Raw genomic sequence first — 25,989 nt, 5'->3', positions numbered from 1 at the left:
CGTTGGTCTAGTAGTGGATGTGTCGATCTCCGCCGAACCCAGTACCCCCACCAGCACCCGCCTCCCCCCTGTCGTCTTCGTCCTCGCGGCAGGGACGTTCCTCATGGGAACCACGGAGTTCGTGGTCGCCGGAATCCTGCCCGAGATCGCGGCGGATCTGGGGATCACGGTGTCCCATGCCGGGCTGATGATCACCGTGTTCGCGATCGGGATGATCGTCGGAACACCACTGATGGCGGTCATCACGCTGAAGCTGCCCCGCCGAGTGACCCTGAGCCTGTCGCTGCTGATCTACGCGGTCGGGCACGCCATTGTGGCGCTCACGTCGAGCTACCCGCTGATCCTGGGCGCCCGGTTCCTCACGGCGCTGGCCACCGGCGCCTTCTGGGCGGTGGCCGCGGTCGTCGGCGCGCAGGCGGCGGGCCCGCGGGCGGCCTCGCGTGCGCTGGGGGTCGTGCTCGGCGGCGGAATGCTCGCCAACGTTCTGGGCGTCCCGCTCGGCGCGTTCGCCGGCCAGGCACTCGGGTGGCGCGGACCCTTCTGGGCGTTGGCGGTTCTCGCCGCCGTCGGCTCGGTCGTCGTGTACCGCACCGTCGGTGACGATCCCGGGACCGCGCCGGCTCCGTCGATCCGCAGCGAACTCGCGGCGCTCAAGGACGTTCGGGTGTGGCTGGCGTTGGCCGGATGTGCGATCGTCTGCGGCTCGTCGCTGTCGGTCTACAGCTACATCGCGCCGCTCATCACCGAGAACACCGGCTTGGCGAGCGGCGCCGTGCCCGCCCTGCTGGTGGTCTACGGCGTCGGTGCTCTGGCCGGTTCGTACTTCGGCGGAAGGTTCGGCGCAGAGCACCCGTACCGCGTCCTGTTCGTCTCCGCATCGATGACTTTCGTGGTCCTGGGCGGACTGCTACTCCTCTCCCACTCCGCGGTGCCCACGGTCATTCTGATCGCGCTCCTCGGCCTCTTCGGGATGTCCACCAATCCCGTCCTGATCGGCACGGTGGTCGGGTTCGCCTCTGCGGCTCCCACACTCGCGTCGGCGCTGAGTACCTCGGCGTTCAACGTCGGCACCGCGATCGGATCGTCGATCGCGGGAGTCGCGCTGGCGTCCCCGCTGGGTCCTTCCGGACCGGTGGTCGTCGGTACCGTCGTCGCGGCCATGTACTTCGCCCCGCTGCTGTTGCTACGAGCCCGCGACTGACGGATGGAGCCGGCCCCGCCGACCTGGTAGCAGGTCGACGGGGCCGGGGTCTGTTGCGTGCCTAGCTGGTGTGATGCACCTCGGCCAGCTGGTAGACGGGGGTGTCGATGCCCTCGTAGCGGGCCTTGAGCTGCAGCGCCAGGTACAGCGAGTAGTGCCGCGACTGGTGCAGGTTGCCGCCCATCATCCAGAGGCCGGGCACCTGCGTCGGCTTCCACATGTTGCGCTGCTCGCCTTCCCAGGGCCCGGGGTCCTTGGTGGTCGCGGAGCCGAGGCCCCAGCACTTGCCCAACGTGTCGGCGGTCTCCTGGCCCATCAGATCGGCTGCCCAGCCGTTCATCGAGCCGTAGCCGGTCGCGTAGACCACCAGGTCGGCGGGCAGCACCGTGCCGTCCTTGAGCACGACGGCGTCCTCCGTCAGGTGGTCCACGCCGCCCTTGGCCAGCTTGATCGAGCCGTCAATGATGAGCCCCGCGGCGCCGACGTCGATGTAGTAGCCCGAGCCGCGGCGCAGGTACTTCATGAACAGGCCCGAGTCGTCGTCGCCGAAGTCGAGCTCGTAGCCCGCGTCCTCGAGGCCCTGGTAGAAGTCGGCGTCGATCTCGCGGACCTTGTCGTAGATCGGCTTCTGGAACTCGTTCATGATCTTGTACGGCAGCGAGGCGAAGATCATGTCCGCCTTGTCGGTGGTCACGCCGTTGGCCAGAGCGCGCTCGCTGTACAGGTCGCCGAGGCCGTGCTCCATGAGCGACTCGGACTTGATGATGTGGGTGGAGCTGCGCTGCACCATGGTCACCTCGGCGCCGGCCTCGATGAGGGCCTTGCTGATGTCGAGCGCTGAGTTGTTGGCGCCGATCACCACGACCTTCTTGCCCGCGTAGGCGTCCGGGCCCGGGTGCTTCGACGAGTGGTGCTGCTCGCCCTGGAAGACGTCCATCCCCTCGAAGTCGGGGATGTTCGGCTTGCCGGACATGCCCGTGGCGAGCACCAGCTGCTTGGGGTGCAGGGTCAGGCGCTCGCCGTCCTTGTTCACCTCGACGGTCCACTCGCTCTTCGCCTCGTCGTACGACGCGGACAGCGCCTCGGTGCGCGACCAGTACGGCACCTCCATGACGCGGGTGTACATCTCCAGCCAGTCGCCGATCTTGTCCTTCGGGGCGAAGACGGGCCAGTTGGCGGGGAACGGCAGGTACGGCAGGTGGTCGTACCAGACGGGGTCGTGCAGGCACAGCGACTTGTACCGGCCGCGCCACTGGTCGCCGGGGCGGTCGTACTTGTCGACGACGAGCGCGGGCACGCCGAGCTGCCGCAGGCGGGCGCCGAGGGCGATGCCGCCCTGGCCGCCGCCGATGACGAGGGTGTCGGGCTGGATCGAGCGGCCCAGCTCGGCCTCCTCCCGCTCGCGGCGCTCGGCCCAGGTCGGGGCCTGGACGTGGGCGCCGTGCACCGCGCCCATCGGGCGGCGGGTGCCGAAGGACTCCTCGTGGCCCTTCAGCTCGCGCAGCGTGGTGAGCAGCGTCCAAGCGCGGTCGACGCCGTCCTCGTCCCGCCGGATCCGGACGTGGCCCTTGCCGCGGCCGACCCCGGTCTCGAAGCCGATGAACGCCTCGGCCACGTCGTCGCCAGAAGCGGGGTCGGTGGTCGCGAAGGCGCTGGGCGCCGTCCCGTCCAGGCGCTCGGTGAGCATCGCCGCGATCTGGTCGCGGCCCTCGCTGGTGTTCAGGTTCCAGGTGAACGACACCAGGTCGCGCCAGAAGCCGCCGGGCTCGAACAGGTCCGCCGCCGCGGCGACGTCACGGGCGGCGAGCGCCGCCTCGAACTTCGCGAGCCAGGCGTCGACCCGGTCCTGGGGGCCGGTGGCGACGTCCTGTGCCGATTCCGCGATCGCGGTCATGTGGTGCTCCTTCACGTTCGGTGTGGTGCTGTGGTGTGAATCACACGCCTCGTGTGACGGGGGTTACAAGGGTTGCGTCCCGTTGCACCGTTCTGGGCGATCGCCCCTGCCGCGACGGGCGGCGATGCAGAATCGAGGGGTGGCACACGCAGTGGAGCCGGCGGTGGCGCACGGAGAGGACCCCCGGACCTACGCGCGCCTGCTGGCCGAGGTGTACGACGCGACGATGGCCGGGGAGCGGCCGCCCGCGCGTCCGCGCGAGGTGATCGGCGACTCCTGGGAACGCGTCATCGCCGCAGGCCTGCGCCCCGATTCCGGCGCGGGCCCTGCGATCCACTCCGCCGACCTGTCCCGGCTGCGCCGCGAGTCCGGGCTCGCGGGCCTCATCGACGACTTCACGGCGGGCCTCGCGCCGATCACCGACGCCGGATCGAGCATCATGGTCGTCTCCGACGCCGACGGACGGCTGCTGTGGCGCAGCGGCTCGACGCGGGTGCTCCGCGAGGCCGACCGGCTAGGTTTCGTCGAGGGCGCCGCCTGGTCCGAGAGCGACGTGGGAACCAACGCCATCGGCACCGCGCTGGCCTCTCGCGCCGCCGTGCAGACCTTCTCGGCCGAGCACTTCGCCCGCAATCAGCACCCCTGGACCTGCTCGGCCGCACCGATCCGCGACCGTCGCACGGGTCGCGTGCTCGGCGTCGTCGACGTCAGCGGGCCGGCGTCGACGGTGCATCCCACGACGCTCGCGCTGGTCGCGGCCGTCGCCGGCCTCGCCGAGGCGACGCTGCGCGAGTCCCACCTGGCCGGACTCGACCAGCTGCGCACCGTCGCCGCCCCGCTGCTCGCGGGCCTCTCCGGCCCCGGCCTGGTCGTCGACTCCCACGGCTGGGTCGCCGCCGTCGGGCAGCTCGCGCCCTGCACCCGGGTCACCCTCCCGAGCGCCGTGGACTCGGCGCACCTGTGGCTGCCGGAGCTGGGGCAGTGCACCGTCGAACCCCTGCCCGGCGGGTGGCTGCTGCGGCCCGTCGCCGACGAGCCCCGCGACGGCGCCACCCGGGTGACGCTCGACCTGCGGTCCGGGAAGGCCCCGTCGGTCACCGTCGCGGGGGCGACGGGGGAGTGGCGGCACCAGCTGACGCCGCGGCACGCCCAGATCCTCGAGCTGCTGGCCGACGGTCGCGGGCACACCGCCGCGCAGGTCGCGGCGTCGTTGTTCGGCGACCCCGCGCGCGTGGTCACGGTGCGCGCGGAGATCTCGCGGCTGCGCCGGGTGCTGTCCGGGCTGATCGCCGCCCAGCCCTACCGCTTCGCCGACGCGGTGGTGCTCGAGACCCTGCGCTGAGCCCGTCGCAGGGCCGCAACCCCGCGCAACCTTTGCCGCGTGTGTCCCGGGTCACATAGACCGGAGTCCGACCACGTCGACGAAGGGACACACGATGGCGCGCATGGCACTGGTGACGGGAGCGGGACGAGGGATCGGCGCGGGCATCGCGCGGCGACTCGCCGCGGACGGTCTCGACCTGGCCCTGGTCGACCTCACCGCCGACGGCGTCGAGGCCGTCGCGGAGGAGATCCGGTCGACGGGCCGCCGCGCCGTCGCGCTCACTGCCGACGTCGCCGACCGCGACGCGGTGTTCGGCGTCGTCGCCGCGACCGTCGAAACGCTGGGCGGGCTCGACGTGATGATCAACAACGCCGGCGTGGCACTCGTCGGGCCCGTCGCGGACGTCACCCCCGAGGAGCTGCGGCGGCTGTTCTCGGTCAACGTCGACGGTGTGCTCTGGGGCATCCAGGCGGCCGCGGAATCGTTCATCGAGCGCGGCGTGCGCGGCAAGATCGTCAACGCCGCCTCGATCGCCGGGCACGAGGGCTTCGCCATGCTCGGCGCCTACAGCGCCACCAAGTTCGCGGTCCGCGGCTTCACACAGGCCGCCGCGAAGGAGTACGCGACGCACGGCATCACCGTCAACGCCTACTGTCCCGGCGTGGTGGGCACGGACATGTGGGTCGAGATCGACCGCCGCTTCGCCGACCTGACCGGCGCCGAGGTCGGCGCGACGTACGACCAGTTCGTCGGCGGCATCGCCCTCGGCCGGGCGCAGACGCCCGAGGACGTCGCCGCGTTCGTCTCCCACCTCGCCTCGCCCGACTCCGACTACATGACGGGGCAGGCCGTGCTCATCGACGGCGGCCTGGTCTACCGCTGATCCGGGCGCGGAAGGGGACGAGCGTGAGCGTACCGGCGATGTCGGCGGGCGAGGACCCCCGGCGCTACGCGCGCCTGCTGTCCGAGGTGTACGACGCGACCATGAGCGGCTCGCGCCCACCGGCCCGGCCGCGCGGCGTGATCGGCGACTCCTGGGAGCGAGTGCGCGCCGCGGGGCTCGCGCCCGACGCCGACGCCGGGCCGGCGCTCGGCTGGATGGACGTCGAGCTGGGCCGACAGGAATCGGGGCTCGGCCCCGTGCTCGAGGAGCTCACCGCGGGCCTCGCGCCGCTCACCGCCGACGGCGACAACATCCTCGTGGTCGCCGACCGGTTCGGGCGGGTGCTGTGGCGCTCCGGTTCGACGCGGGTGCTCTCGCACGCCGATCGGCTGGGCTTCGTCGAGGGCGCGGGCTGGGCCGAGGATCAGGTGGGGACCAACGCCATCGGCACGGCGATCGCCTCCCGCACGCCCGTGCAGATCTTCTCCGCGGAGCACTTCGCCCGCAGCCACCACGCGTGGACCTGCGCCGGTGCGCCGATCCGCGACGTGCACACGGGCCACATCCTGGGCGTGGTCGACGTCTCCGGTCCGGCCGCGACGGTGCATCCGACGACGCTGGCGCTGGTCTCCACCGTGGCCAAGCTCGCCGAGGCCCGGCTGCGCGAGGTGCACCTCGCCGGGCTCGAGCGCTTGCGGTCCGTGGCCGCACCGATGCTCGCGGGCCTCGGCCGCCCGGGTCTCGCCGTCGACGTCAACGGCTGGGTCGCCGCCGTCGGCGACCTGCCGGCGCGCTCGCGCATCGCGCTGCCCGCCGACCTGACCGGGCCGTCGGTCCGGCTCCCCGAGCTGGGGCCGTGCACCGTCGACCCGCTGCCCGGCGGCTGGCTGCTGCAACCGGACCCGGGTGACGGTCCGGACACCGTCACCCGGGTGACCCTGGACCTGCGGCCCGGCCGTGCACCGGAGGTCGCGGTCGCGGGCGGCGGGGGATCGTGGCGGTACCAGCCCTCGCCCCGGCACGCGCAGATCCTCGCGCTCCTCGCCGACGGTGCCGGGCACTCCGCCGCGCAGCTCGCCGACGCGTTGTTCGGCGATCCCGGCCGGGTGGTCACCGTGCGCGCGGAGATCTCGCGGCTGCGCCGGGTGCTGTCGGGGGTGATCGCGGCGCAGCCCTACCGGTTCGCCGACGGCGTGTCGGTCGAGTTGCTGCGCTGACCCGTCCCGGCCTCTAGCGTGGACTCCGTGAGCGAGCCGCAGATCTTCCCCGAGGACTGGACCACGGCGCTCGTCCTGGTGGCGCACCCGGACGACCCCGAGTACGGGATGGCGGCGGCCGTCGCGCGCTGGACCTCCCAGGGCAGGACGGTGGCCTACGGTCTCGCGACGTCCGGTGAGGCCGGGATCGAGGGCATGTCGCCCGGCACCGCGGGGCCCGTGCGCGAGGAGGAGCAACGGCGGTCCGCCGCCGTCGTCGGTGTCGACGAGGTCAGGTTCTGGGGCTACCCGGACTCGCAGGTCACCAACACGCCCGAACTGCGGGAGTCGATCCGCAAGTCCATCGCCCGGTACGAGCCCGACATCGTGCTCACGCTGTGGGGCGGGCCCGAGTGGGCGCCCGGCGCACCGAACCAGAGCGATCACATGGAGTTCACCCGCGCGGTCGCCGAGGCGGCCGCGGCCGCGGGCGTCACCGCCTACCAGACCGCCCCGGAGCCGCAGTACATCGTCGACGTCACCGGCTACACCGAGCGGGCTGTCGAATCGCTCGCCGAGCACCGCCAGTACCTCTCGGTGCTCGACCCGGTCACGCCCGTCATCGAACAGGCCCGCGTGCAGGTCGGCTCCGCGTGCCTACCGCGGGGCGAGTTCCGGCACACCGTGGGCTTCCGCGACCTGGCTTAACCCAGCCGCTGCACCGCGCGCCGCAGGAGCGGGACCTGTGCGGTCCGCTCCGCCAGCCGCTGCTCGCGCGCGTTCCGCCCCGGCGCCGCCCGCAGCAGCTCCCGGGTCTCCCGGACGGCGACGGCGTCGTGCGCCGTGAGCGCTCCGACGAGCGCGGCGAGGGCGTCGTCGACCTCCGCCGCGGGCACGCACTGCTGGACGAGGCCGAGGGCCAGGGCCTCGTCGGCCTCGACGGTGCGCGCGGTCGCGCAGATCTCCAGGGCCCGCGCGTACCCCACGGCCTCGACCAGCGGCTTCGTCCCGGCCAGGTCGGGCACCAGGCCGAGCGCGGGCTCCTTCATGCAGAACCGCGCGGTGTCGGCGGCGAGGCGCAGGTCGCAGGCGAGTGCCAGCTGGAAGCCCGCGCCGATCGCGTGGCCCTCCACGACGGCGATCGTGAGGAAGGGGCCGTCGGCGAGGAGCGCGAAGGGCTCCTGGAAGACGCCGATCGCGTGCCGGGCGCCCTCGTCGGACAGGGCGACGACGTCCACCAGGTTGCCGGGCTCACCGGTGCGCGCCGGGTCGAGCAGGCGCAGGTTCAGGCCGGCGGAGAAGGTCCCGCCCGCGCCGCGCACGACGACCACGCGGACGTCGTCGCCGAAGGAACGTATAGCCTCCGCCATCGCGGCCCACAGGACGGGATCCTGCGCGTTGCGGATCTCGGGCCGGTCGAGGGTGAGGGTGGCGACGGCGCCGTCGACGGTGACGCGGACACCGGAGTCTTCGTGGGTCATGCACGAACTCTCGCACGCGAGCGGCCGGCGCCATCGGCGCTGTGAGAATCTGGGTGCGAACGGTTCTCAGGACGGAAGAAGGATCCAGTGGCGGATGACATCGGCAGCGGCGCGGCGGCGGACGACGCGGGGCTGGGATTCGGCGTCGACGAGCGGGGCGTCGCCACGATCACCCTGCGGCGGCCCGACGCCGCGAACGCGCTGAGCCAGCCGCTGGCGGACGCGCTCGTCGGGGTCGTGGAGTCCATCGCCGCGAGCGACGACGTGCGCGTCGTCGTCCTGCGCGCCGAGGGGCGGTTCTTCTGCGCCGGCGGCGACGTCAAGGCGATGGTCGTGGCCGAGGATCGCGGCGCGATGCTCGATCGCCTCGCCGGCACGATCCACGCCTCACTCGAGGCGCTGAACGGCCTCGCGGTGCCGGTGGTCGCGGCGATCCAGGGCCCCGTCGCCGGCGGCGGCCTCGGGCTGGTGCTCGCGGCCGACGTCGCGATCGCGACCGAGTCCGCGCACTTCTCCACCGCGTACGCGGGCGTCGGGCTGAGCCCGGACTGCGGCGTCTCCGCCCTCCTGCCGAAGGCGGTCGGGATGCGGCGCGCGCTGCGGATGCTCCTGCACGGCGAGCGGATCGATGCGCCGACCGCCGCCGCGTGGGACCTGATCGATCGGGCCGTCCCCGGCGAGGAGCTGGAGGCCGAGGTCGCCGCAGCGGTCGAGCGGCTCCTCGCGGGCCCGCACCCGGCCCTCGGTGAGGCCCGCAGACTGGTGCGCGCGTCGTACGCGCGGAGCTACGGCGAGCAGCTCGACGACGAGCGGCGGACCATCGCGCGCATGGGCGGGACCGACGCCGCCGCGGCGCGGCTCGCGCGGTTCGCCTGACCGATCCCGGGCGGACCGTCGGGTCAGCCCAGGTGGAAGGCCTGCGTGATGTGGTTGCCGCGCCGGTGATCGCCCACCAGGCTGGGGCGGCCGCGGCCCATCTTCACCAGCATGGCGCGGTTCTCCACCCGCGGCGCGAAGCCGTCGAGGACGCGGTTGACGGTGCCCCGCACGCCGCGGTCGCGGCGAGGCAGCGACAGCGGCTGCGTCAGGGCGTCGGGGTTCGAGGTCGGAAGTTCGTTGCGCATATGAGGTCTTTCGGGTGCCGGGATCGGTTCGTTACTGCTACCCAGGGTGCCCACGGCTCCTGATGAGCGGCTGGGCGGAACCTGTGGGTGTTCGTGCGCGGATTTCCGGACACCGCGTGAATAGGCTTGCATGATGGCGCATAATCATCGCATGACTGTTTCCGTGGCGATCGCGGGCGCCAGTGGCTACGCCGGGGGAGAGATCCTCCGGCTGCTGCTCGGCCACCCGCAGTACCTCTCCGGCGAGCTGACGATCGGCGCGCTCACCGCCGGCGGCAACGCCGGCAGCACGCTCTTCGAGCACCACCCGCACCTGCTGCCGCTGGCGGACCGGGTCCTGCAGGAGACCACCCCGGACACGCTGCGCGGCCACGACGTCGTCTTCCTCGGCCTGCCGCACGGCAAGTCCGCTGAGATCGCCGAAGCGCTGCCCCCGTCGACCCTCATCATCGACTGCGGCGCCGACTACCGGCTCAAGGACGCCGCCGAGTGGGAGCACTACTACGGCAGCGCCCACGCCGGCACCTGGCCCTACGGCCTGCCGGAGCTCCCGGGCAACCGCGATGTGCTCGCCGGCGCGTCCCGGATCGCCGTCCCGGGCTGCTACCCGACGGTGTCGACCCTCGCCTTCCTGCCCGCCGTCGCGGCCGGCATCGTCGCGCCCGAGGTCACCGTCGTGGCCGTGAGCGGCACGTCCGGCGCCGGGAAGTCGCTGCGGACCGACCTGCTCGCCTCCGAGGCCATCGGCTCCGCGCGGGCCTACGGCGTGACCACCCACCGGCACACCCCGGAGATCACCCAGAACCTCTCGGCGGCCGCGAATTCGCCGGTGACGGTGTCGTTCACGCCGATCCTCGTGCCCATGGCCCGGGGCATCCTCGCCACCGTCTCCGCCCCGACGACGGTGACCGCGGCGCGGGCCCGGGAGGTCTACGCGCGGGCCTACGCCGACGAGCCCTTCGTGCACCTGCTGCCCGAAGGTCTGCAGCCGCAGACCAAGTCGGTGGTCGGCAGCAACGCAGTGCAGGTGCAGGTGGCCGTCGACGAGCGCGCCGGGCGCCTCATCGCCACCGCGGCGATCGACAACCTGACCAAGGGGACCGGCGGCGCCGCCGTCCAGTCCATGAACCTCGCGCTCGGCTTCCCCGAGACCGCCGGCCTGTCCACCGTAGGAGTCGCACCGTGAGCGAAGCGAACACGTCCAACACAGCGAGCTTCAAACTCGTTCGGAACCAGGGCGTCACGGCGCCGCTGGGCTTCAAGGCCGCGGGTATCGCGGCGGGGATCAAGGCCTCCGGCAAGCCGGATCTGGCCCTGGTCTTCAACGAGGGACCGCACTACGCGGCGGCGGCCGTGTTCACCCGCAACAAGGTCAGGGCCGCGCCGGTGCTCTGGAGCGAGCAGGTGATCAAGGACGGACACCTGCGCGCGGTGATCCTCAACTCGGGCGGCGCCAACGCCTGCACCGGCCCCGGCGGCTTCCAGGACACCCACGCCACGGCCGAGAAGGTCGCGGAGACGCTGAGCCACTGGGGGACCGCGACCGGTGCCGGTGAGGTCGCCGTGTGCTCGACCGGCCTCATCGGCGACCGCCTGCCGATGGACAAGCTGCTCGCCGGCGTCACCGAGATCGTGCACGAGATGGGCGGCGGCCTCACCGGCGGCACCGACGCCGCGCACGCCATCATGACCACCGACACGGTGCCCAAGGAGACCGCCCTGCACCACTCCGGCGGCTGGAACGTGGGCGGCATGGCCAAGGGCGCCGGCATGATGGCACCCTCGCTCGCGACGATGCTCGTCGTGCTCACCACGGACGTGCACGCCACCCCGGAGCAGCTCGACGAGGCCCTGCGGTACGCCACGAGCTACACCTTCGACCGGCTCGACGTCGACGGCTCCACCTCGACGAACGACACCGTGCTCCTGCTCAGCAGCGGCGCCAGCGAGAAGACCTGCACGCAGGAGGAACTCAACGCCGCCGTGCGCGAGGTCTGCGACGACCTCGCCGCCCAGCTGCAGGGCGACGCCGAGGGCGTCACCAAGCGGATCCTCATCACCGTGACCGGCGCCGCCTCGGAGGAGGAGGCGCTCATCGGCGCCCGCGCCATCGCCCGCGACAGCCTGGTCAAGACCGCGCTGTTCGGCAGCGACCCCAACTGGGGCCGCGTCATGGCCGCGATCGGCATCGCGCCCATCGAGCTGGTGCACGACAAACTGACGGTCTCGTTCAACGGGCAGCCCATCGCCGAGAACGGCTGCGGCGTACCGGGTGCGCGCGACGTGGACCTCTCCGGGCCGGAGATCGACGTCACCGTCGACCTGGGCCTCGGGCGGGGCACGGCGACCATCCGCACCACGGACCTCTCGCACGCCTACGTCGAAGAGAACTCGGCGTACTCCTCATGAGCGCACCCGATCTCACGCCGCTCGACAAGGCGGGCGTGCTCGCCGAGGCGCTGCCCTGGCTGCTGGACTTCCACGGCAAGACCGTCGTGGTCAAGTACGGCGGCAACGCCATGATCGACGACGAGCTCAAGCGCTCCTTCGCGCAGGACATGGTCTTCCTGCGGACCTGCGGCCTGCACCCCGTCGTGGTGCACGGCGGCGGCCCGCAGATCAACGCCATGCTCAAGCGGCTCGGCATGGAGGGCGAGTTCCGCGGCGGCTTCCGGGTGACCACGCCCGAGGTGATGGACGTCGTGCGGATGGTGCTCTTCGGTCAGGTCGGGCGCGAGTTGGTCGGCCTGATCAACTCGTACGGGCCCTTCGCCGTCGGCATGTCCGGCGAGGACGCCCACCTGTTCACCGCGACGCGGCGGCAGGTCGTCGTCGACGGTGCGCCGACCGACATCGGCCTCGTCGGCGACGTGACCGCGGTGAACCCGGAGGCGGTCAACGATCTCATCGCCGCCGGCCGCATCCCCGTGATCTCGACGATCGCGCCGGATGCCGAGGGGGTGGTGCACAACATCAACGCCGACACCGCCGCGGCCGCCCTCGCCGAGGCGCTCGGCGCCGAGAAGCTGGTGGTGCTCACCGACGTCGAGGGGCTGTACACGAATTGGCCCGACCGCGATTCGCTCACCTCCGAGATCGACACCGACGCGCTGACCGCGCTGCTGCCGAGCCTCGACTCCGGCATGGTCCCCAAGATGGAGGCCTGCCTGCGAGCCGTGCACGGGGGCGTCCCCACCGCGCACGTCATCGACGGGCGGGTGCCGCACTCCGTGCTTCTCGAGCTGTTCACGAGCAAGGGCATCGGCACCATGGTGACCCCGCCGCAATCTCCGACAGAGACCTGGATCTGAATCACATGAGCAACGAAGCAATGCAGTCGCGGTGGAACGCCGCGGTGATGGACACCTACGGCACCCCGCCCATCGCGCTGGTGTCCGGCCGCGGCGCGACGGTGACCGACGCCGACGGCAAGGAGTACGTCGACCTGCTCGGCGGCATCGCCGTCAACGCCCTCGGCCACGCCCACCCGAAGATCGTCGAGGCGGTGACGCAGCAGGTCTCGACGCTGGGGCACGTCTCGAACCTCTACATCAGCGAGCCCGTCGTGCGCCTCGCCGAGCGGCTCACCGAGGCCGTCGGCGTGCCCGGAACCCGCGTCTTCTTCAGCAACTCGGGTGCCGAGGCCAACGAGGCCGCCATCAAGATCGGCCGGCGCACCGGCCGCACCGCGATGGTCGCCGCCGAGGGCGCCTTCCACGGCCGCACCATGGGCTCGCTGGCGCTGACCGGCCAGCCCGCCAAGCGGGAGCCCTTCGCGCCGCTCATCGAGTCGGTCACCCACGTGCCCTACGGCGACAACGCCGCCCTGCGCGCCGCGGCCGAGGGTGCGGCCGCGATCTTCCTCGAGCCGATCATGGGGGAGGGCGGCGTCGTCGTCCCGCCCGAGGGCTACCTCGCGGAGGCCCGCGCCGCCGCGACCGACGCCGGCGCGCTCCTCGTCTTCGACGAGGTGCAGACCGGGATCGCCCGCACCGGAACGCTCTTCGCGTACCAGCGGGCCGGCGTCACGCCCGACGTCTTCACGCTCGCCAAGGGCCTCGGCGGCGGCCTGCCCATCGGCGCGACGGTTGCCGTCGGCGCCGCCGGCGAGCTGCTGACCCCCGGCCAGCACGGCACCACCTTCGGCGGCAACCCCGTCGCCGCGGCCGCCGCGAACGCCGTGCTCGACGTGATCGAGGCCGAGGGGCTCGCCGAGCGCGCCGACGCGCTCGGCAAGCACATCGCGGCCACCGTCGAGGGGTACGGCCACCCGCTCGTCACCGGCGTCCGCGGCTCCGGCCTGCTCCTCGGGATCACCCTCGCCCGGCCGGCCGCCAAGGCGATCGAGACCGGCGCCCGGGCCGCCGGATTCCTGCTCAACGCCGCTCAGCCCGACGTGGTCCGCCTGGCCCCGCCCCTCGTCCTCACCGACGAGCAGGCCGACCGCTTCCTCACCGCACTGCCCGCCCTCCTCGATGCAGCCCAGGAGAACTCATGACCCGCCACTTCCTCCGCGATGACGACCTCAGCCCGGCCGAACAGCGCGAAGTCCTCGCTCTCGCAGCGGAACTGAAGGCGGCCCCCTTCTCGCGGCACCCGCTGGAGGGCCCGAAGGGCGTGGCGGTGCTGTTCGACAAGAACTCCACCCGCACCCGGTTCAGCTTCGACGTCGGCATCGCGCAGCTCGGCGGCCACGCCGTCGTCGTGGACACCAAGTCCACCCAGATGGGCCGCGACGAGTCCCTCGCCGACACCGCCCGCGTGCTGTCGCGGTTCGTCGACGCCATCGTCTGGCGCACCTACGCGCAGGACGGGCTCGAGGAGCTCGCCCGGTATTCGACGGTGCCCGTCGTCAACGCGCTCTCCGACGACTTCCACCCCTGCCAGATCCTCGCCGACCTGCAGACCATCGTCGAGCGCAAGGGCGCCGAGGGCACCGGGTCCGTCGCCGGCCTCAAGCTCACCTACCTCGGCGACGGCGCCAACAACATGGCTCACAGCTACATGCTCGGCTGCGTCACGGCCGGGATCGACGTGACCATCAGCGCACCGTCGGGCTTCCAGCCGGACGAGCGGTTCGTGGAGGCGGCCCGGGCCCGGGGCAAGGAGACCGGCGCGGAGGTCAGCGTCATCTCCGATCCCGTGCTCGCCGTGGCCGGCGTCGACGTGGTGGTCACCGACACCTGGGTGTCGATGGGGCAGGAGGACGACGGCGTCGACCGCAACGCGCCGTTCCGGCCGTACCAGATCAACGCCGAGCTGCTCGCGCACGCCGACCCGGACGCGATCGTGCTGCACTGCCTGCCCGCGCATCGCGGCGACGAGATCACCGACGACGTGATCGACGGTCCGCAGTCCGCGGTGTTCGACGAGGCCGAGAACCGCCTGCACGCGCAGAAGGCGCTGCTCACCTGGCTGCTGGAGCGGTCGTGAGCGAGCAGCCGCTCGCCACCCGCGCCGGGCGGCAGGCGGCCATCGTCGAGATCCTGGCGAACCACCAGGTGCGCAGCCAGGCCGAGCTGCAGGCGCTGCTCGTGCGCGGCGGCTACGAGGCCACGCAGGCCACCATCTCCCGTGACCTCGACGAGCTGGGCGCCGTGAAGCTGCGCGGCGCCGACGGTGGCACCGGCGTGTACGTGGTGCCCGAGGACGGCTCGCCCGTGCGGGGCGTCTCCGGCGGCACCGAGCGACTCTCCCGCCTCCTGGGCGAGTTGCTCGTCTCCACCGACCACAGCGGCAACATCTGCGTCCTGCGCACCCCGCCGGGCGCGGCGAACTTCCTCGCCAGCGCCCTCGACCGCTCGTCGCTGCCCGAGGTGGTCGGCACCGTCGCCGGCGACGACACCGTCCTCGTCGTCGCGCGCGAGCCCCTGACCGGCAAGGACCTCGCCGAGCGCCTCGTGGCGCTCGCCTGAATCCGCACACTCACCACCAGATAGGCTTATCGACCATGTCCAAGGTCCTCTCCACCCTGCCCATCGGCGAGCGCGTCGGCATCGCTTTCTCCGGCGGCCTCGACACCTCCGTGGCCGTCGCCTGGATGCGCGACAAGGGCGCCGTGCCCTGCACCTACACCGCCAACATCGGCCAGCCCGACGAGCCCGACATCGACGCGGTGCCGGACCGCGCCAAGGAGTACGGCGCCGAGATCGCGCGCCTCGTCGACGTGCAGCCGCTGCTGGTGCAGGAGGGCATCGCCGCCCTGCAGACCGGCGCCTTCCACATCCGCTCGGGCGGCAAGACCTACTTCAACACCACCCCGATCGGCCGCGTCGTGACCGGCACCATGCTGGTGCGGGCCATGAAGGAGGACGGCGTCGACATCTGGGGCGACGGCTCCACCTACAAGGGCAACGACATCGAGCGGTTCTACCGCTACGGCCTCATGGCCAACCCGGCGCTGCGCATCTACAAGCCGTGGCTGGACTCGCAGTTCGTCACCGAGCTCGGCGGCCGCAAGGAGATGAGCGAGTGGCTCGTCGCGCACGGCTTTCCGTACCGCGACTCCACCGAGAAGGCCTACTCCACCGACGCCAACATCTGGGGCGCCACGCACGAGGCCAAGGACCTGGAGTACCTCAACACCGGCGTCGTCATCGTCGAGCCGATCATGGGCGTCGCCCCGTGGGACGAGTCCGTCGAGATCACGACCGAGGACGTCACCGTCACCTTCGAGGCCGGCGTCCCGGTCGCGATCAACGGCGTCGAGTACTCCGACCCGGTCGAGCTGGTCCGCGAGGCCAACCGCATCGGCGGCCGCCACGGCCTGGGCATCTCCGACCAGATCGAGAACCGCATCATCGAGGCCAAGTCGCGCGGCATCTACGAGGCGCCCGGCATGGCGCTGCTGCACGCCACCTACGAGCGCCTGGTGAACGCGATCCACAACGAGGACACCATCGCCACGTACCACAACGAGGGTCGCCGCCTGGGCCGCCTGATGTACGAGGGCCGCTGGCTGGACCCGCAGTCGCTCATGCAGCGCGAGGCCATCATCCGCTGGGTCGCGTCCGCCGTCACCGGCTCCGTCACCCTGCGCCTGCGCCGCGGCGACGACTACTCGATCATCGACACCACCGGCCCGAACCTCTCGTACCACCCCGAGAAGCTCTCGATGGAGCGCGTCGGCGACGCCGCCTTCGGCCCCGACGAGCGCATCGGCCAGCTGACCATGCGCAACCTCGACATCGCGGACTCGCGGTCGCGGCTCGAGCAGTACGCGGTCCAGGGCATCGTCGCGGGCGAGACCGCCGCGCTGGTCGGCGAGCTGGAGCAGGGCGGCGCCGACGCCATCGTCGCGGGCGGCGAGAAGACCCCGTCGAACTTCGACGAGGTCGGCAACCACGCCGCGTTCGACCTCGGCACCGACTAGGAGATCCGTTGAGCGAGAACGCCGAGAAGCACGGCACCAACGAGGGCAGCCTCTGGGGCGGCCGGTTCGCGTCCGGTCCCGCCGAGGCGATGGCAGCGCTGAGCAAGTCGACGCATTTCGACTGGGCGCTCGCGCCCTACGACGTGCGCGCGTCGAAGGCGCACGCCCGCGTGCTCAACCGCGCGGGGCTCCTGTCCGACGCGGACCTGGAGGCCATGCTCGCGGCGCTCACCCGGCTCGGGGACGACGTCGCTTCCGGCGCCTTCCAGCCGGCCGAGTCCGACGAGGACGTGCACGGCGCGCTGGAGCGCGGGCTCATCGAGCGCGCGGGCCCCGAGGTCGGCGGCCGCTTGCGTGCGGGCCGGTCGCGGAACGACCAGGTGGCCACGCTCTTCCGGATGTGGCTGCGCGACGCGGTACGGCTCGTCGCCGTCGGCGTGCTCGACGTGGTGGACGCGTTCGTCGCGCAGGCGCAGGCGAACCCCGACGTGATCCTGCCCGGTAAGACGCACCTGCAGGCGGCGCAGCCGATCCTGCTGTCGCACCACCTGCTGGCGTACACGCACCCGCTGCTGCGGGACGTGCAGCGACTGCAGGACCTGGACAAGCGGATCGCGATCTCGCCGTACGGTTCCGGCGCGCTGGCGGGATCGTCGCTGGGGCTCGACCCCGACGCGATCGCGGCCGATCTCGGCTTCGACTCCGCGGCGGACAACAGCCTCGACGCCACGGCGTCGCGCGACTTCGCGGCCGAGGCCGCGTACGTCTTCGCGCAGATCGCCGTCGACCTCTCGCGCTGGTCGGAGGACGTGATCCTGTGGAGCACGGCCGAGTTCGGCTACGTGACCCTCGCCGACGCGTGGTCCACGGGCAGCTCGATCATGCCGCAGAAGAAGAACCCCGACGTCGCGGAGCTCTCCCGCGGCAAGGCCGGCCGGCTCATCGGCAACCTGTCGGGCCTGCTGGCGACGCTCAAGGCGCAGCCGCTCGCGTACAACCGCGACCTGCAGGAGGACAAGGAGCCGGTCTTCGACTCGGTCGAGCAGCTGCGGCTGCTGCTGCCGGCCGTCGCCGGGCTCACCGCCACCCTGACCTTCCACCCGGAGCGCATGGGCGCGCTGGCCCCGGCCGGCTTCACCCTCGCGACCGACGTCGCCGAGTGGATGGTGCGGCAGGGCGTGCCCTTCCGCGTCGCGCACGAGGCGGCCGGCGAGTGCGTCCGCGCCGCGGAGACCCGCGGTGTCGGCCTCGACGGTCTCACCGACCAGGAGTTCGCCGCGATCCACCCGGCGCTCTCCCCGCAGGTCCGCGAGGTGCTGACGGTGCGCGGCTCCGTCTCCTCCCGCGACGCCCGCGGCGGCACGGCCCCGTCGGCGGTGGCGAGGCAACTCGAGGCAGTGACCGCACCCCTGCCCGCCCTCCGCACCTGGGCCACCACCACCGCCTGACCCGATTGAACGACGTTCTGGAGAGTCTGACCTGCGGTTTTACTCTCCAGAACGTCGTTCAATCGCGGGGTAGGGGACCGGTGATGACCTGCTGGAGCGGGGGAGCGGCGAGGTCGACGAGCTCGTCGACGGTGAGCGATGCCAGGGGCTCGAAGCCGACGACGTAGCGCGCGACGAGCAGCCCGAAGACCTGGCCCACCATGAGATTCGCGCGGAGCACCCCGTCGCCCGGGCCCGCGTCCATGCGGTCGACCAGCTCGCCCAGCGCGATCTCCAGCAGGAAGCCGCGGACGATCGCGGGGTCGCCGTCGTTGCCGAGGTTGGTGCGGATCACCGCGACGCCCACGTCGCGCAGCGGCCCGTCCCACATCGTCAGGAGCGCGCGGAGCAGGGCGCGCGCGGCGTCGTCGAGAGGGGCGTCCCGGAGCGGCGCCCGCACGAACTCCGGGTCGACGGGGATCGCCAGCGCGGCGAGGTAGAGCTGCTGCTTGGTGCCGAAGTAGTGGTGCACCAGCGCCGGATCGACGCCCGCTGCCTCCGCGATCGAGCGCACCGTCGTGCCGGCCAGGCCGCCGCGGGCGAACGCGGCCCGCGCCGCGCCGAGGATCTCGGCCCGGGTATCGGGGCTGCCGCTGCGCCGGCCCGACCTGCGGCCCGGACCGCTCACGCGACCTTCCGCGGAAGGGTGGCGGCCGCGAGCGCGAGCGCCGCGATCGCGAAGCCCGCGACGACCGCGAGCGAGGTCCACATCGTCGTCGTCGCGGAACCGTGGGCGCCCACCTCCTGAAGCGCCTTCACCGCGTAGGTCATCGGCAGCACGTCGGCGATGCCCTGCAGCCAGCCCGGCATCGCGTCGTGCGGAACGAGTAGGCCGCACAGGAAGATCTGCGGCACCACGACGACCGGCATGAACTGCACCGCCTGGAACTCCGTGCGGGCGAAGGCACTGAAGAGCAGCCCGAGCGCCACGCCCAGCCAGGCGTCGACGACGGCGATGAGCACCACGAGCCAGACGCTGCCGGCCGTCTCCATGCCGAGCAGGTACGCCGCCACCGTGGTCGCGACCGCCGCCTGGGCCGTGGCCGCGACGGAGAACGCCACCGCGTAGCCGAGGAGCAGGTCGGCCTTGGCGAGCGGTGTGGTGAGCAGCCGCTCGAGCGTGCCCGAGACCCGTTCGCGCTGCATCGCGATCGAGGTCACGATGAACATCAGCGCGAACGGCAGCACGCCCAGCAGGACGAGCGCGATCCGGCTGAACAGCGCTGTGCCGCCGGGGGAGTCGCGGTAGAGGAAGTACATGAGCGTAAGCAGCGCCGTCGGCACCACCACGATCATGGCGATGGTCCGCGGGTCGGCGCGGAGCTGACGCAGCACGCGGAGCGTGGTCGCGCGAGTGATGCTCGGGTTCAGGACGGTGCTCATGCCGTCGCCTCCTGTTCGCGGACGAGCGCGAGGAAGGCGTCGTCCAGGCCGGTCGCTCCGGTGCGGGTCAGCAGTTCCGATGGTGCGAGGGCGGCGACGAGGCGGCCCTCGCGCAGCAGGAGGAGGCGGGCGCAGTGGGCCGCCTCGTCCATGACGTGGCTCGAGACGAGCAGCGTGGTCCCGGCGGCCGCCATCGCGGCGAACCGCTCCCACAGCTCGGCGCGCAGCAGCGGGTCGAGGCCGACGGTCGGCTCGTCAAGGATGAGCAGCTCGGGGTGGGCGACGAGCGCGCACGCGATGCTGACGCGCGAGCGCTGGCCGCCGGAGAGCGCGTCGGCGCGGCGGTCGGCGAAGGCGCCGAGCCCGACGGCGTCGATCGCCTCCGCGACGTCGGCCTTCGCGGTCGAGCGGCGCGCGGGGTACAGCGCGCCGAAGTACTCGACGTTCTGCGCCACGGTGAGGTCGCCGTACACGGCGGGGGACTGCGTAGTGTACCCGACCCGGGCGCGCAGGTCGGGGCTGCCCGCGGGGCGGCCCAACACCGTCGCGCTGCCATCGGTGATCCGCTGCGCGCCGACGATCACCCGCATCAGGGTCGTCTTGCCGGAGCCCGACGGGCCGAGCAGTCCGGTGATGGCGCCCGCGGGGATCGCGGCGTCGAGGTGATCGAGGACGGTGGTGTCCGAGCGGACGACGGTGAGCTCGGATAGGACGATCGCGCTGGTCATGGCGCCTCCAAAGAATTCACTCGACGATGAATTCATCGTCGAGTGAATTGTGCACCCGGCGGAACCGGGGCGTCAAGAGGCGGTCAGTCGCGCTGCCGCCGGTCACCGAGGCGCCGCATCGCGCTCAGCACGGGCAGCCCTACGGACGGCGCCAGATCGGAGGACCGCGCGAGGGCGCCGCGCCACCGCGGCACGACGCGGAAGATCTGGCGCGACTGCAGGAGCCGCAGCCCGGCGGCCGCGACGTCGTCCGCGTCGAGGGGTTTCGGTCCGGCGAAGAGCAGGGCGGCGCCGGCGTCCTTCTCGCGGTCGGTGACCATCGTCGTGCGGACCACGTCCGGGCACAGGGCGCGGGCGTGGATCGGGAGGCCGGCGTGGTCGAGGTCGCCCTGGAGCGAAGTCGTGTAGGAGAGGACGGCGGCCTTGGTCGCGGCGTAGAGCGCGAGCCCGGGGACGGGGGAGAGTGCGGAGATCGAGGCGACGTTGAGGATCGCGCCGCCGCGGGCGCCCATGGCGTTGACGGCCGCCGCGGAGCCGCCGATCGGGCCGCGCAGATTCACGTCGAGGATCGCCCGCACCTGATCGTCGTCGTGGTCCCAGCTGTCGCCCGCGATGAGGATGCCTGCGTTGTTCACCCACACGGCGAGTCGGCCGAGCTCCTGCGCACGCTCAGCGACGTCGCGGTGGGAGGCGAGGTCCCGCACGTCCTGGGCGAGACCGACGGCGTCCCGCCCGACCTCCGCGGCCGCACGCTCCGCGGCCGGGCCGTCGACGTCCGTGAGGATCACGCGATGGCCCCGATCCGCGAGCCGGTGGGCGAACCGGAGGCCGATACCGCGGCCGGCTCCGGTGACTACTGCGATGGATGTCATGTCGACGAACCTATGCCCTGGGGCGGGGCGGGGCGTCGTCCTCGGGCGACGAGATCTCTCGGCGATCCTGCGCTCCGCGGCCATCCGCCCGCTCGCCCGGTGCTGGGTGCGCACACGCACCCGTTCCCGGGTGGGGCTGTGCGGCTACGCGCGGGCACCCAACTTCGCGCTGACGTCTTCCGGGTTCGCTTGCGCCGGAGCAGCATCGAAGGTGCATCTGCACGACGACGCGAAGGAGGTCGACATGAGCGGCAAGGCGGTGGTCTCGCTGACCACGGGACTCGAGGACACGGAGAAGGTGACGGTGGCGCTTCTCGTCGCCGTCGGCGCGGCGGAGTCGGGCCGGCCCACGCTGATGTTCCTCACCAAGGAGGCGGTGCGCCTCGCGACGGCCGGCGTCGCCACCGGCGTCGCGTACACGGGGTGCCCGCCGATCCCCGACCTGATCGCGCGGTACACGGCGGCCGGAGGAACGTTCCTCGTGTGCCCGATCTGCGTCGACGCGAAGGGGCTGCGGGAGCAACCGCTCATCGGCGGCGCCTCCCTGGGCGGGACCGTGCCCATGTGGGAGTGGATCGGCGACGGGGCCACGGCGTTCAGTTACTGAAACGTGTTCCCGTTCCCGGTCGTCCCGCGGAGAACATCGGATAACATCACGGCATGACCGCAGAGCGCACCGTCCGCGGGCTCATCGATGAGCCGCGCCACTCCGAACCCGCCAAACTCGCGGGGCTGTTCGCGCAGCTCGAGCCCGTCTCGATCGAGTTCCTGCTCGGGGACTGGCACGGCGGCGAGCTGCCGTCGGGCCACCCGATGGACGGCGCCCTCGGCAAGGCACGGTGGTACGGCAAGACCTTCGTCTCGGCGAACGACGTGCAGCCGTTGGTCTGCCTGGACCAGCAGGGCGAGAAGTTCTCCAACGTCGCCCTCGGCAAGGGGGAGGCGACGCTGCGCCTGATCGACTTCGGCGGGACCGTGACCGCGTCGATGGTCTACGACGGGCAGCCGGTGATCGATCACTTCGCCAAGGTCGACGACGACACCGTCATGGGCGTCATGACCGGGAAGAAGCTGGTCGCCCCGTACTTCTATTTCTACCTCGAGCGCGACTCACGCCCCGCGGCGTCCGGCGGCTGCCTGGCGGACCGGTGACGGGCACCGTCGCGCGGGTCGTCGCCGCGCCGGGCGAGGCACCGTCGCCCCTCGAGATCCGGATCCCCGCGCCCACCGGCAACCAGATCCTGGTGCGGATCCACGCGGTCGGGGTCTGCCACACCGACCTGACCCTCGCGGCGCAGTGGCCCGAACAGGGCCTGCCGGTGATCTTGGGCCACGAGGGCGCGGGCGTCGTGGAGGCCCTCGGCCCCGATGCGCGCGGCCTGGCCGTGGGCGACCGGGTCTCGCTCACCTTCGACAGCTGCGGCACCTGCGAGTTCTGCGCGGCCGGCACGCCCGGCTACTGCGAGCAGGCGATCACCCGCAACTACCTCGGGCTCCCGGGGATCCGCTCGGGGGAAACGGCCGTGACCGGCGGCTTCTTCGGTCAGTCGAGCTTCGCGGGCCTCGCGCTCGCGACCGATCGGAACACGATTCCCATCGGCGATCTGCCCTTCGAGCTCGCGGCGCCGCTCGGCTGCAGCGTCCAGACCGGCGTCGGCACCGTGACCCGCGCGCTGAAGGTGGAACCGGGGCAGTCCGTGGTGGTCTTCGGGACCGGCGCGGTGGGTCTCGCCGCGATCATGGGGGCGAAGCTCGCCGGCGCCACGACGATCGTCGCGGTCGACCCGCGCGAGGACCGCCGCGCGCTCGCCCTCGACCTGGGCGCGACGCACGCCGTCGAGGCCGGGGCGCAGGCCGCGCAGCAGGTCATCGAGGCGACGGGCGGCGGCGCGCACGCCGCCGTCGACACCACGGCCCGCGCGGACGTCCTGAGCCAGGCGATCCTGGCGCTCCGACCGCGCGGCACCCTCGCGGTGGTCGGGCTCGGTGCCCCGTCGGCCGACCTCCCCGTCATGCTCATCATGGCCCGCGGCCTGCGCGTGATCGGCGTGATCGAGGGCGATTCGGAACCGTCCGAATTCCTGCCCGAGCTCGCCGTGGCCGCGGCCGAGGGGCGACTGCCCGTGGAGCGGCTGGTGACCACGTTCGCCGACTTCGACGAGGCCTGGGCCGCGGCCCGCGAGGGCACCGCGGTCAAGCCGGTGTGGCTCCCCGCTGGGTAGCATGGCGGCATGGCCATCGACGCGACGCTGCTGAAGATCCTCGCCTGCCCGCAGGACAAGGGGCCGCTGCTGTACGTGCCGGACGAGCTGTTCTACAACCCGCGCCTGCGCCGCGCCTACCCGATCGAGGACGGGCTGCCCGTGCTGCTGATCGGCGAGGCCCGCGACGTCGACGACGCCGAGCACGAGTCGATTCTGGCCCGCGCCGCCCAGTGACCCGGTTCGGGTGACCGGGTCCCTGCGGGACCGGCTCGCGGTCCATCCGCTCTCGGCGGCCCGTCTCGTCCTCGGCTCCGTCCTCGTCGTCGACGGGGTCCGGGCCCGGATCGTCGAGGTGGAGGCCTACGGCTCACCCGAGAACGGCCCCTGGCCCGACCCCGCCGCGCACACTTATCCCGGTCCGACGCCGCGCAACGACGTGATGTTCGGGCCGGCGGGCCACCTGTACGTCTACCTGTCGTACGGCATCCATCAGTGCGTGAACATCACCGCCGGCCCGGACGGTGTCGGCTCCGGGGTGCTGCTCCGCGCGGCCGCCATCGAGAGTGGTCTGGACCGAGTGCGCGAGCGCCGCGCCGTGCGCGACCCCGACCCGCGGCTCGCGGCCGGCCCGGGACGTCTCGGCCAGGCGCTGGGGATCACCGTGGCCGACAAGGGGATCGACGTGCTCGATCCGTCCTCGGCGGTCCGCCTCGAGATCGCCGCCCGACGGGGCCCGGTCGCCGCCGGTCCGCGGATCGGGATCAGCAAGGCGGTCGAGAAGCCCTGGCGCCTGTGGCTGGAGGGGCATCCGTCGGTGAGCCGCTGAGGCGGCCGGCACGACCAGCGCCCGTCCCACCCCAGGGCGGGGACCTCGGCGATGGGGCCGTTCGTTCACAATGGACGGGTGAGCACTGACATCCTCGAGGAACTGTCCTGGCGCGGCCTGATCGCGCAGTCCACCGATCTCGACGCGCTGCGCGAGCGCCTCGCCGCGGGGCAGATCACCCTCTACGCCGGGTTCGACCCCACCGCCTCGTCGCTGCACGCGGGCCACCTCGTCCAGCTGCTCACCCTGCGTCGCTTCCAGGAGGCGGGACACCGCCCGATCGTCCTGGGCGGCGGCGCGACGGGCCAGGTCGGCGACCCCCGGGACGTCGGCGAGCGCGTCATGAACTCCGTCGACACCGTCGCCGAGTGGGCCGCGAAGATCGACACCCAGCTCCAGCGCTTCGTCGCCTTCGACGGCGAGAACGCGGCGATCCTGGTCAACAACCTGGACTGGCACGGGCAGATGAACGTGCCCACCTTCCTGCGCGACGTGGGCAAGCACTTCTCCATCAACGTGATGCTCGCGCGCGAGACGGTCAAGCGCCGGCTCGAGTCGGACGGGATCAGCTACACCGAGTTCAGCTACATGCTGCTCCAGGCGTACGACTACGTGGAACTCGCGCGCCGCTACGACGCCGCGCTGCAGATCGGCGGCTCCGATCAGTGGGGCAACATCGTGGCCGGCGTGGACCTGAACCGGAAGATCGACGGGCGGCACGTGCACGCCCTGACCACGCAGCTGGTGACGTCGTCGGACGGCAAGAAGTTCGGCAAGTCCACGGGCGGCGGCTCCCTGTGGCTCGACCCGGAGCAGACCAGCCCCTACGCCTGGTACCAGTACTTCGTGAACACGGCCGACGCCGACGTGGTCCGCTACCTGCGCTGGTTCACCTTCCTCACACAGGAGGAGATCGCCGAGCTGGAGCGCGAGACGGCCGAGGCCCCGCAGAAGCGCACCGCCCAGAAGAGGCTGGCCGCCGAGATGACCTCGCTGGTCCACGGCGAGGAGCACACCCGCGCCGCGGAGCTGGCCGCGCAGGCGCTGTTCGGTCGCGGCGATCTGGCGGATCTTCCCGAGGGCACCCTCGCGGCGGCGCTCGAGGAGGCGTCCGTCGTCGAGGTGGCGGCGGGGGAGCCGCGGACGATCGTCGACCTGCTCACCGCGTCGGGTCTGTGCGAGTCGAAGGGCGCCGCACGTCGGGCGGTGAAGGAGGGCGGTGCCTACGCCAACAACGTGAAGGTGGAGACCGAGGAGTGGGAGCCGGCCGCCGGCGACCTGCTCCATGGGCGGTGGCTGGTCCTCCGCCGCGGCAAGAAGACCTTCGCGGGCGCTCGTTTCGCCTGAAACTGCTGGTCATGACCACTGAGGCCGTCCCGCCATCAAGCGCGGGGCGGCCTTTGTGCTGCAGGTCACAAACGTGTGATTCGACGGTCCGCCGCGACCCGCAAGTCTCTGACCAGGTCAGATGAACAACGCGTTACGCGTTGACCTGGGGATTTGTGCTTCCGTTCCACGGTGCGTAACTTATTCGAAGTCAGAGCGACACCGACCAGGACGGGGCCGAAAAGCCCAGGTCAAGCGGTAGAAACGCTGACACCTTGAAAACATGGAGCCGAGCCCGGTTTGACACCGAGATCGACTCCGACATAAGCTGGAACGGTTGCTCCGAGCAGCCAGCCACAACGGAGAGACTGACTCTCGAACGTGTTACACGGTCGAGGGCGTCGAAACGTGCGGTTGAGCGGTTCGAAGCAGTTCCGAGAGTGACTCGCGAGAGCGAGTTGCACACGGAAATCCGCTCTGCTAAGCTTGAACGGTTGCTTCGAGCGGGTCGCCTTGACAGGCGGGACGCAAGAACGTAACCTGGAACGGCTGCCTGCGAAGGTTTCCACTCCACCGTTAAGACCTCGTTGTGCGGGGTTGTGGTGAAGTGAGCCGCGTTTGGCGTGTTCTTTGAGAACTCAACAGTGTGTCGATGAAATTGTCAGTGCCAAAATTTTTTGGCACGCAT

At 71.9% G+C, this 25,989-nt stretch carries 27 protein-coding genes; 20 read left to right on the top strand and 7 right to left on the bottom strand.

The window, feature by feature from the left end:
* Positions 1-13: 13 nt before the first annotated feature.
* The gene (locus ACLQ3K_RS00135; protein ID WP_425996093.1) at positions 14-1,201 is read left to right on the top strand and encodes an MFS transporter; all 1,188 of its coding nucleotides are present in this window, start codon (positions 14-16) and stop codon (positions 1,199-1,201) included.
* Between the two features lie 61 nt (positions 1,202-1,262).
* On the opposite strand, the gene ACLQ3K_RS00130 is transcribed toward ACLQ3K_RS00135, so the two are convergent.
* Positions 1,263-3,095: a flavin-containing monooxygenase gene (locus ACLQ3K_RS00130; protein WP_425996091.1), complete on the bottom strand. Its 1,833-nt coding sequence runs from the start codon at positions 3,093-3,095 to the stop codon at positions 1,263-1,265.
* Positions 3,096-3,234: 139 nt separating this feature from the next.
* Here ACLQ3K_RS00130 and ACLQ3K_RS00125 point away from each other — a divergent pair, with 139 nt between their 5' ends.
* The 4 genes from ACLQ3K_RS00125 to ACLQ3K_RS00110 all read left to right on the top strand — a co-directional run bounded on the left by ACLQ3K_RS00125 (position 3,235) and on the right by ACLQ3K_RS00110 (position 7,206).
* Entirely contained in the window at positions 3,235-4,437 is a 1,203-nt protein-coding gene (locus ACLQ3K_RS00125; protein WP_425996089.1) for a GAF domain-containing protein, read from the top strand.
* Between the two features lie 94 nt (positions 4,438-4,531).
* A complete protein-coding gene (locus ACLQ3K_RS00120; RefSeq protein WP_425996087.1) occupies positions 4,532-5,302 on the top strand; it encodes an acetoin reductase in 771 nt (256 codons plus the stop codon).
* Between the two features lie 23 nt (positions 5,303-5,325).
* The gene (locus ACLQ3K_RS00115; protein ID WP_425996085.1) at positions 5,326-6,519 is read left to right on the top strand and encodes a GAF domain-containing protein; all 1,194 of its coding nucleotides are present in this window, start codon (positions 5,326-5,328) and stop codon (positions 6,517-6,519) included.
* Between the two features lie 27 nt (positions 6,520-6,546).
* On the top strand, positions 6,547-7,206 hold the full coding sequence (locus ACLQ3K_RS00110; protein ID WP_224647473.1) for a PIG-L deacetylase family protein: 660 nt from the start codon (positions 6,547-6,549) through the stop codon (positions 7,204-7,206).
* Here the strand turns inward: ACLQ3K_RS00110 and ACLQ3K_RS00105 are convergent.
* Entirely contained in the window at positions 7,203-7,979 is a 777-nt protein-coding gene (locus ACLQ3K_RS00105; protein ID WP_425996082.1) for an enoyl-CoA hydratase/isomerase family protein, read from the bottom strand. The two genes, ACLQ3K_RS00110 and ACLQ3K_RS00105, sit on opposite strands and share 4 nt — an antisense overlap.
* A gap of 87 nt (positions 7,980-8,066) precedes the next feature.
* On the opposite strand from ACLQ3K_RS00105, the gene ACLQ3K_RS00100 reads away from it, so the two are divergent.
* The gene (locus ACLQ3K_RS00100; protein ID WP_425996080.1) at positions 8,067-8,855 is read left to right on the top strand and encodes an enoyl-CoA hydratase/isomerase family protein; all 789 of its coding nucleotides are present in this window, start codon (positions 8,067-8,069) and stop codon (positions 8,853-8,855) included.
* A 23-nt stretch (positions 8,856-8,878) separates the two neighbouring features.
* On the opposite strand, the gene ACLQ3K_RS00095 is transcribed toward ACLQ3K_RS00100, so the two are convergent.
* On the bottom strand, positions 8,879-9,103 hold the full coding sequence (locus ACLQ3K_RS00095; RefSeq protein ID WP_224647478.1) for a hypothetical protein: 225 nt from the start codon (positions 9,101-9,103) through the stop codon (positions 8,879-8,881).
* A 151-nt stretch (positions 9,104-9,254) separates the two neighbouring features.
* Between ACLQ3K_RS00095 and argC the strand changes: the two genes are divergently transcribed.
* Genes argC through argH form a run of 8 tightly spaced genes read left to right on the top strand, consistent with a single transcriptional unit; the run spans position 9,255 to position 17,923 of the window.
* Positions 9,255-10,289: an N-acetyl-gamma-glutamyl-phosphate reductase gene (argC, locus tag ACLQ3K_RS00090; protein WP_425996078.1), complete on the top strand. Its 1,035-nt coding sequence runs from the start codon at positions 9,255-9,257 to the stop codon at positions 10,287-10,289.
* Complete coding sequence (argJ, locus tag ACLQ3K_RS00085) at positions 10,286-11,512, top strand: bifunctional glutamate N-acetyltransferase/amino-acid acetyltransferase ArgJ (RefSeq protein ID WP_425996076.1); 1,227 nt, start codon at positions 10,286-10,288, stop codon at positions 11,510-11,512. The genes argC and argJ overlap by 4 nt, the downstream gene beginning before the upstream one ends.
* A complete protein-coding gene (gene argB / locus ACLQ3K_RS00080; protein WP_425996074.1) occupies positions 11,509-12,414 on the top strand; it encodes an acetylglutamate kinase in 906 nt (301 codons plus the stop codon). The genes argJ and argB overlap by 4 nt, the downstream gene beginning before the upstream one ends.
* Positions 12,415-12,419: 5 nt before the next feature.
* The gene (locus ACLQ3K_RS00075; RefSeq protein ID WP_425996072.1) at positions 12,420-13,601 is read left to right on the top strand and encodes an acetylornithine transaminase; all 1,182 of its coding nucleotides are present in this window, start codon (positions 12,420-12,422) and stop codon (positions 13,599-13,601) included.
* Positions 13,598-14,536, top strand: a complete 939-nt coding sequence (gene argF, locus ACLQ3K_RS00070) for an ornithine carbamoyltransferase (protein ID WP_425996070.1) — start codon at positions 13,598-13,600, stop codon at positions 14,534-14,536. Before ACLQ3K_RS00075 ends, argF begins: the two co-directional genes overlap by 4 nt.
* The gene (locus tag ACLQ3K_RS00065) at positions 14,515-15,018 is read left to right on the top strand and encodes an arginine repressor (RefSeq protein ID WP_068520415.1); all 504 of its coding nucleotides are present in this window, start codon (positions 14,515-14,517) and stop codon (positions 15,016-15,018) included. The genes argF and ACLQ3K_RS00065 overlap by 22 nt, the downstream gene beginning before the upstream one ends.
* 35 nt (positions 15,019-15,053) lie before the next feature.
* Positions 15,054-16,475: an argininosuccinate synthase gene (gene argG / locus ACLQ3K_RS00060; RefSeq protein ID WP_425996068.1), complete on the top strand. Its 1,422-nt coding sequence runs from the start codon at positions 15,054-15,056 to the stop codon at positions 16,473-16,475.
* Positions 16,476-16,483: 8 nt separating this feature from the next.
* Positions 16,484-17,923 carry an argininosuccinate lyase gene (argH, locus tag ACLQ3K_RS00055; protein ID WP_425996066.1) on the top strand — a complete coding sequence of 480 codons (1,440 nt, stop codon included), beginning with the start codon at positions 16,484-16,486 and terminating at the stop codon, positions 17,921-17,923.
* Positions 17,924-17,981: 58 nt separating this feature from the next.
* On the opposite strand, the gene ACLQ3K_RS00050 is transcribed toward argH, so the two are convergent.
* The 4 genes from ACLQ3K_RS00050 to ACLQ3K_RS00035 all read right to left on the bottom strand — a co-directional run bounded on the left by ACLQ3K_RS00050 (position 17,982) and on the right by ACLQ3K_RS00035 (position 20,945).
* Complete coding sequence (locus ACLQ3K_RS00050; RefSeq protein WP_425996064.1) at positions 17,982-18,590, bottom strand: TetR family transcriptional regulator; 609 nt, start codon at positions 18,588-18,590, stop codon at positions 17,982-17,984.
* Positions 18,587-19,345 (bottom strand): ABC transporter permease, encoded by a 759-nt coding sequence (locus ACLQ3K_RS00045; protein ID WP_425996062.1) that lies wholly within the window; start codon positions 19,343-19,345, stop codon positions 18,587-18,589. Before ACLQ3K_RS00045 ends, ACLQ3K_RS00050 begins: the two co-directional genes overlap by 4 nt.
* A complete protein-coding gene (locus ACLQ3K_RS00040) occupies positions 19,342-20,073 on the bottom strand; it encodes an ABC transporter ATP-binding protein (RefSeq protein WP_425996060.1) in 732 nt (243 codons plus the stop codon). The genes ACLQ3K_RS00045 and ACLQ3K_RS00040 overlap by 4 nt, the downstream gene beginning before the upstream one ends.
* 83 nt (positions 20,074-20,156) lie before the next feature.
* Positions 20,157-20,945: an SDR family NAD(P)-dependent oxidoreductase gene (locus ACLQ3K_RS00035; RefSeq protein ID WP_425996058.1), complete on the bottom strand. Its 789-nt coding sequence runs from the start codon at positions 20,943-20,945 to the stop codon at positions 20,157-20,159.
* A gap of 244 nt (positions 20,946-21,189) precedes the next feature.
* Here ACLQ3K_RS00035 and ACLQ3K_RS00030 point away from each other — a divergent pair, with 244 nt between their 5' ends.
* From ACLQ3K_RS00030 to tyrS, 6 genes are read left to right on the top strand one after another with little or no spacing between them, the layout of a single operon-like run.
* A complete protein-coding gene (locus tag ACLQ3K_RS00030; protein WP_425997093.1) occupies positions 21,190-21,552 on the top strand; it encodes a DsrE family protein in 363 nt (120 codons plus the stop codon).
* Between the two features lie 53 nt (positions 21,553-21,605).
* Positions 21,606-22,097, top strand: a complete 492-nt coding sequence (locus ACLQ3K_RS00025) for a DUF4334 domain-containing protein (RefSeq protein ID WP_425996056.1) — start codon at positions 21,606-21,608, stop codon at positions 22,095-22,097.
* Complete coding sequence (locus ACLQ3K_RS00020) at positions 22,094-23,167, top strand: NAD(P)-dependent alcohol dehydrogenase (protein WP_425996054.1); 1,074 nt, start codon at positions 22,094-22,096, stop codon at positions 23,165-23,167. The genes ACLQ3K_RS00025 and ACLQ3K_RS00020 overlap by 4 nt, the downstream gene beginning before the upstream one ends.
* Before the next feature lie 9 nt (positions 23,168-23,176).
* On the top strand, positions 23,177-23,383 hold the full coding sequence (locus tag ACLQ3K_RS00015) for a Trm112 family protein (RefSeq protein WP_102102028.1): 207 nt from the start codon (positions 23,177-23,179) through the stop codon (positions 23,381-23,383).
* Between the two features lie 10 nt (positions 23,384-23,393).
* The gene (locus ACLQ3K_RS00010) at positions 23,394-23,975 is read left to right on the top strand and encodes a DNA-3-methyladenine glycosylase (protein WP_425996052.1); all 582 of its coding nucleotides are present in this window, start codon (positions 23,394-23,396) and stop codon (positions 23,973-23,975) included.
* Positions 23,976-24,026: 51 nt separating this feature from the next.
* Complete coding sequence (gene tyrS, locus ACLQ3K_RS00005) at positions 24,027-25,322, top strand: tyrosine--tRNA ligase (RefSeq protein ID WP_425996050.1); 1,296 nt, start codon at positions 24,027-24,029, stop codon at positions 25,320-25,322.
* Positions 25,323-25,989: the final 667 nt, after the last annotated feature.

The sequence above is a fragment of the Tsukamurella sp. DT100 genome, assembly GCF_049844855.1.
GTDB lineage: Bacteria > Actinomycetota > Actinomycetes > Mycobacteriales > Mycobacteriaceae > Tsukamurella.
The sequence above is the reverse complement of the archived record's forward strand: the minus strand, read 5'-3'. Positions and strand labels throughout refer to the sequence as shown.

Coding starts and splice junctions, on each gene's coding strand:
- ACLQ3K_RS00130 (WP_425996091.1), bottom strand. CDS start 3,095: ATGACCGCGATCGCGGAATCGGCACAGGACGTCGCCACCGGCCCCCAG.
- ACLQ3K_RS00120 (WP_425996087.1), top strand. CDS start 4,532: ATGGCGCGCATGGCACTGGTGACGGGAGCGGGACGAGGGATCGGCGCG.
- ACLQ3K_RS00105 (WP_425996082.1), bottom strand. CDS start 7,979: ATGACCCACGAAGACTCCGGTGTCCGCGTCACCGTCGACGGCGCCGTC.
- ACLQ3K_RS00095 (WP_224647478.1), bottom strand. CDS start 9,103: ATGCGCAACGAACTTCCGACCTCGAACCCCGACGCCCTGACGCAGCCG.
- argC (WP_425996078.1), top strand. CDS start 9,255: ATGACTGTTTCCGTGGCGATCGCGGGCGCCAGTGGCTACGCCGGGGGA.
- argB (WP_425996074.1), top strand. CDS start 11,509: ATGAGCGCACCCGATCTCACGCCGCTCGACAAGGCGGGCGTGCTCGCC.
- ACLQ3K_RS00075 (WP_425996072.1), top strand. CDS start 12,420: ATGAGCAACGAAGCAATGCAGTCGCGGTGGAACGCCGCGGTGATGGAC.
- argF (WP_425996070.1), top strand. CDS start 13,598: ATGACCCGCCACTTCCTCCGCGATGACGACCTCAGCCCGGCCGAACAG.
- argG (WP_425996068.1), top strand. CDS start 15,054: ATGTCCAAGGTCCTCTCCACCCTGCCCATCGGCGAGCGCGTCGGCATC.
- ACLQ3K_RS00045 (WP_425996062.1), bottom strand. CDS start 19,345: ATGAGCACCGTCCTGAACCCGAGCATCACTCGCGCGACCACGCTCCGC.
- ACLQ3K_RS00040 (WP_425996060.1), bottom strand. CDS start 20,073: ATGACCAGCGCGATCGTCCTATCCGAGCTCACCGTCGTCCGCTCGGAC.
- ACLQ3K_RS00035 (WP_425996058.1), bottom strand. CDS start 20,945: ATGACATCCATCGCAGTAGTCACCGGAGCCGGCCGCGGTATCGGCCTC.
- ACLQ3K_RS00030 (WP_425997093.1), top strand. CDS start 21,190: ATGAGCGGCAAGGCGGTGGTCTCGCTGACCACGGGACTCGAGGACACG.
- ACLQ3K_RS00025 (WP_425996056.1), top strand. CDS start 21,606: ATGACCGCAGAGCGCACCGTCCGCGGGCTCATCGATGAGCCGCGCCAC.
- ACLQ3K_RS00015 (WP_102102028.1), top strand. CDS start 23,177: ATGGCCATCGACGCGACGCTGCTGAAGATCCTCGCCTGCCCGCAGGAC.
- tyrS (WP_425996050.1), top strand. CDS start 24,027: ATGGGGCCGTTCGTTCACAATGGACGGGTGAGCACTGACATCCTCGAG.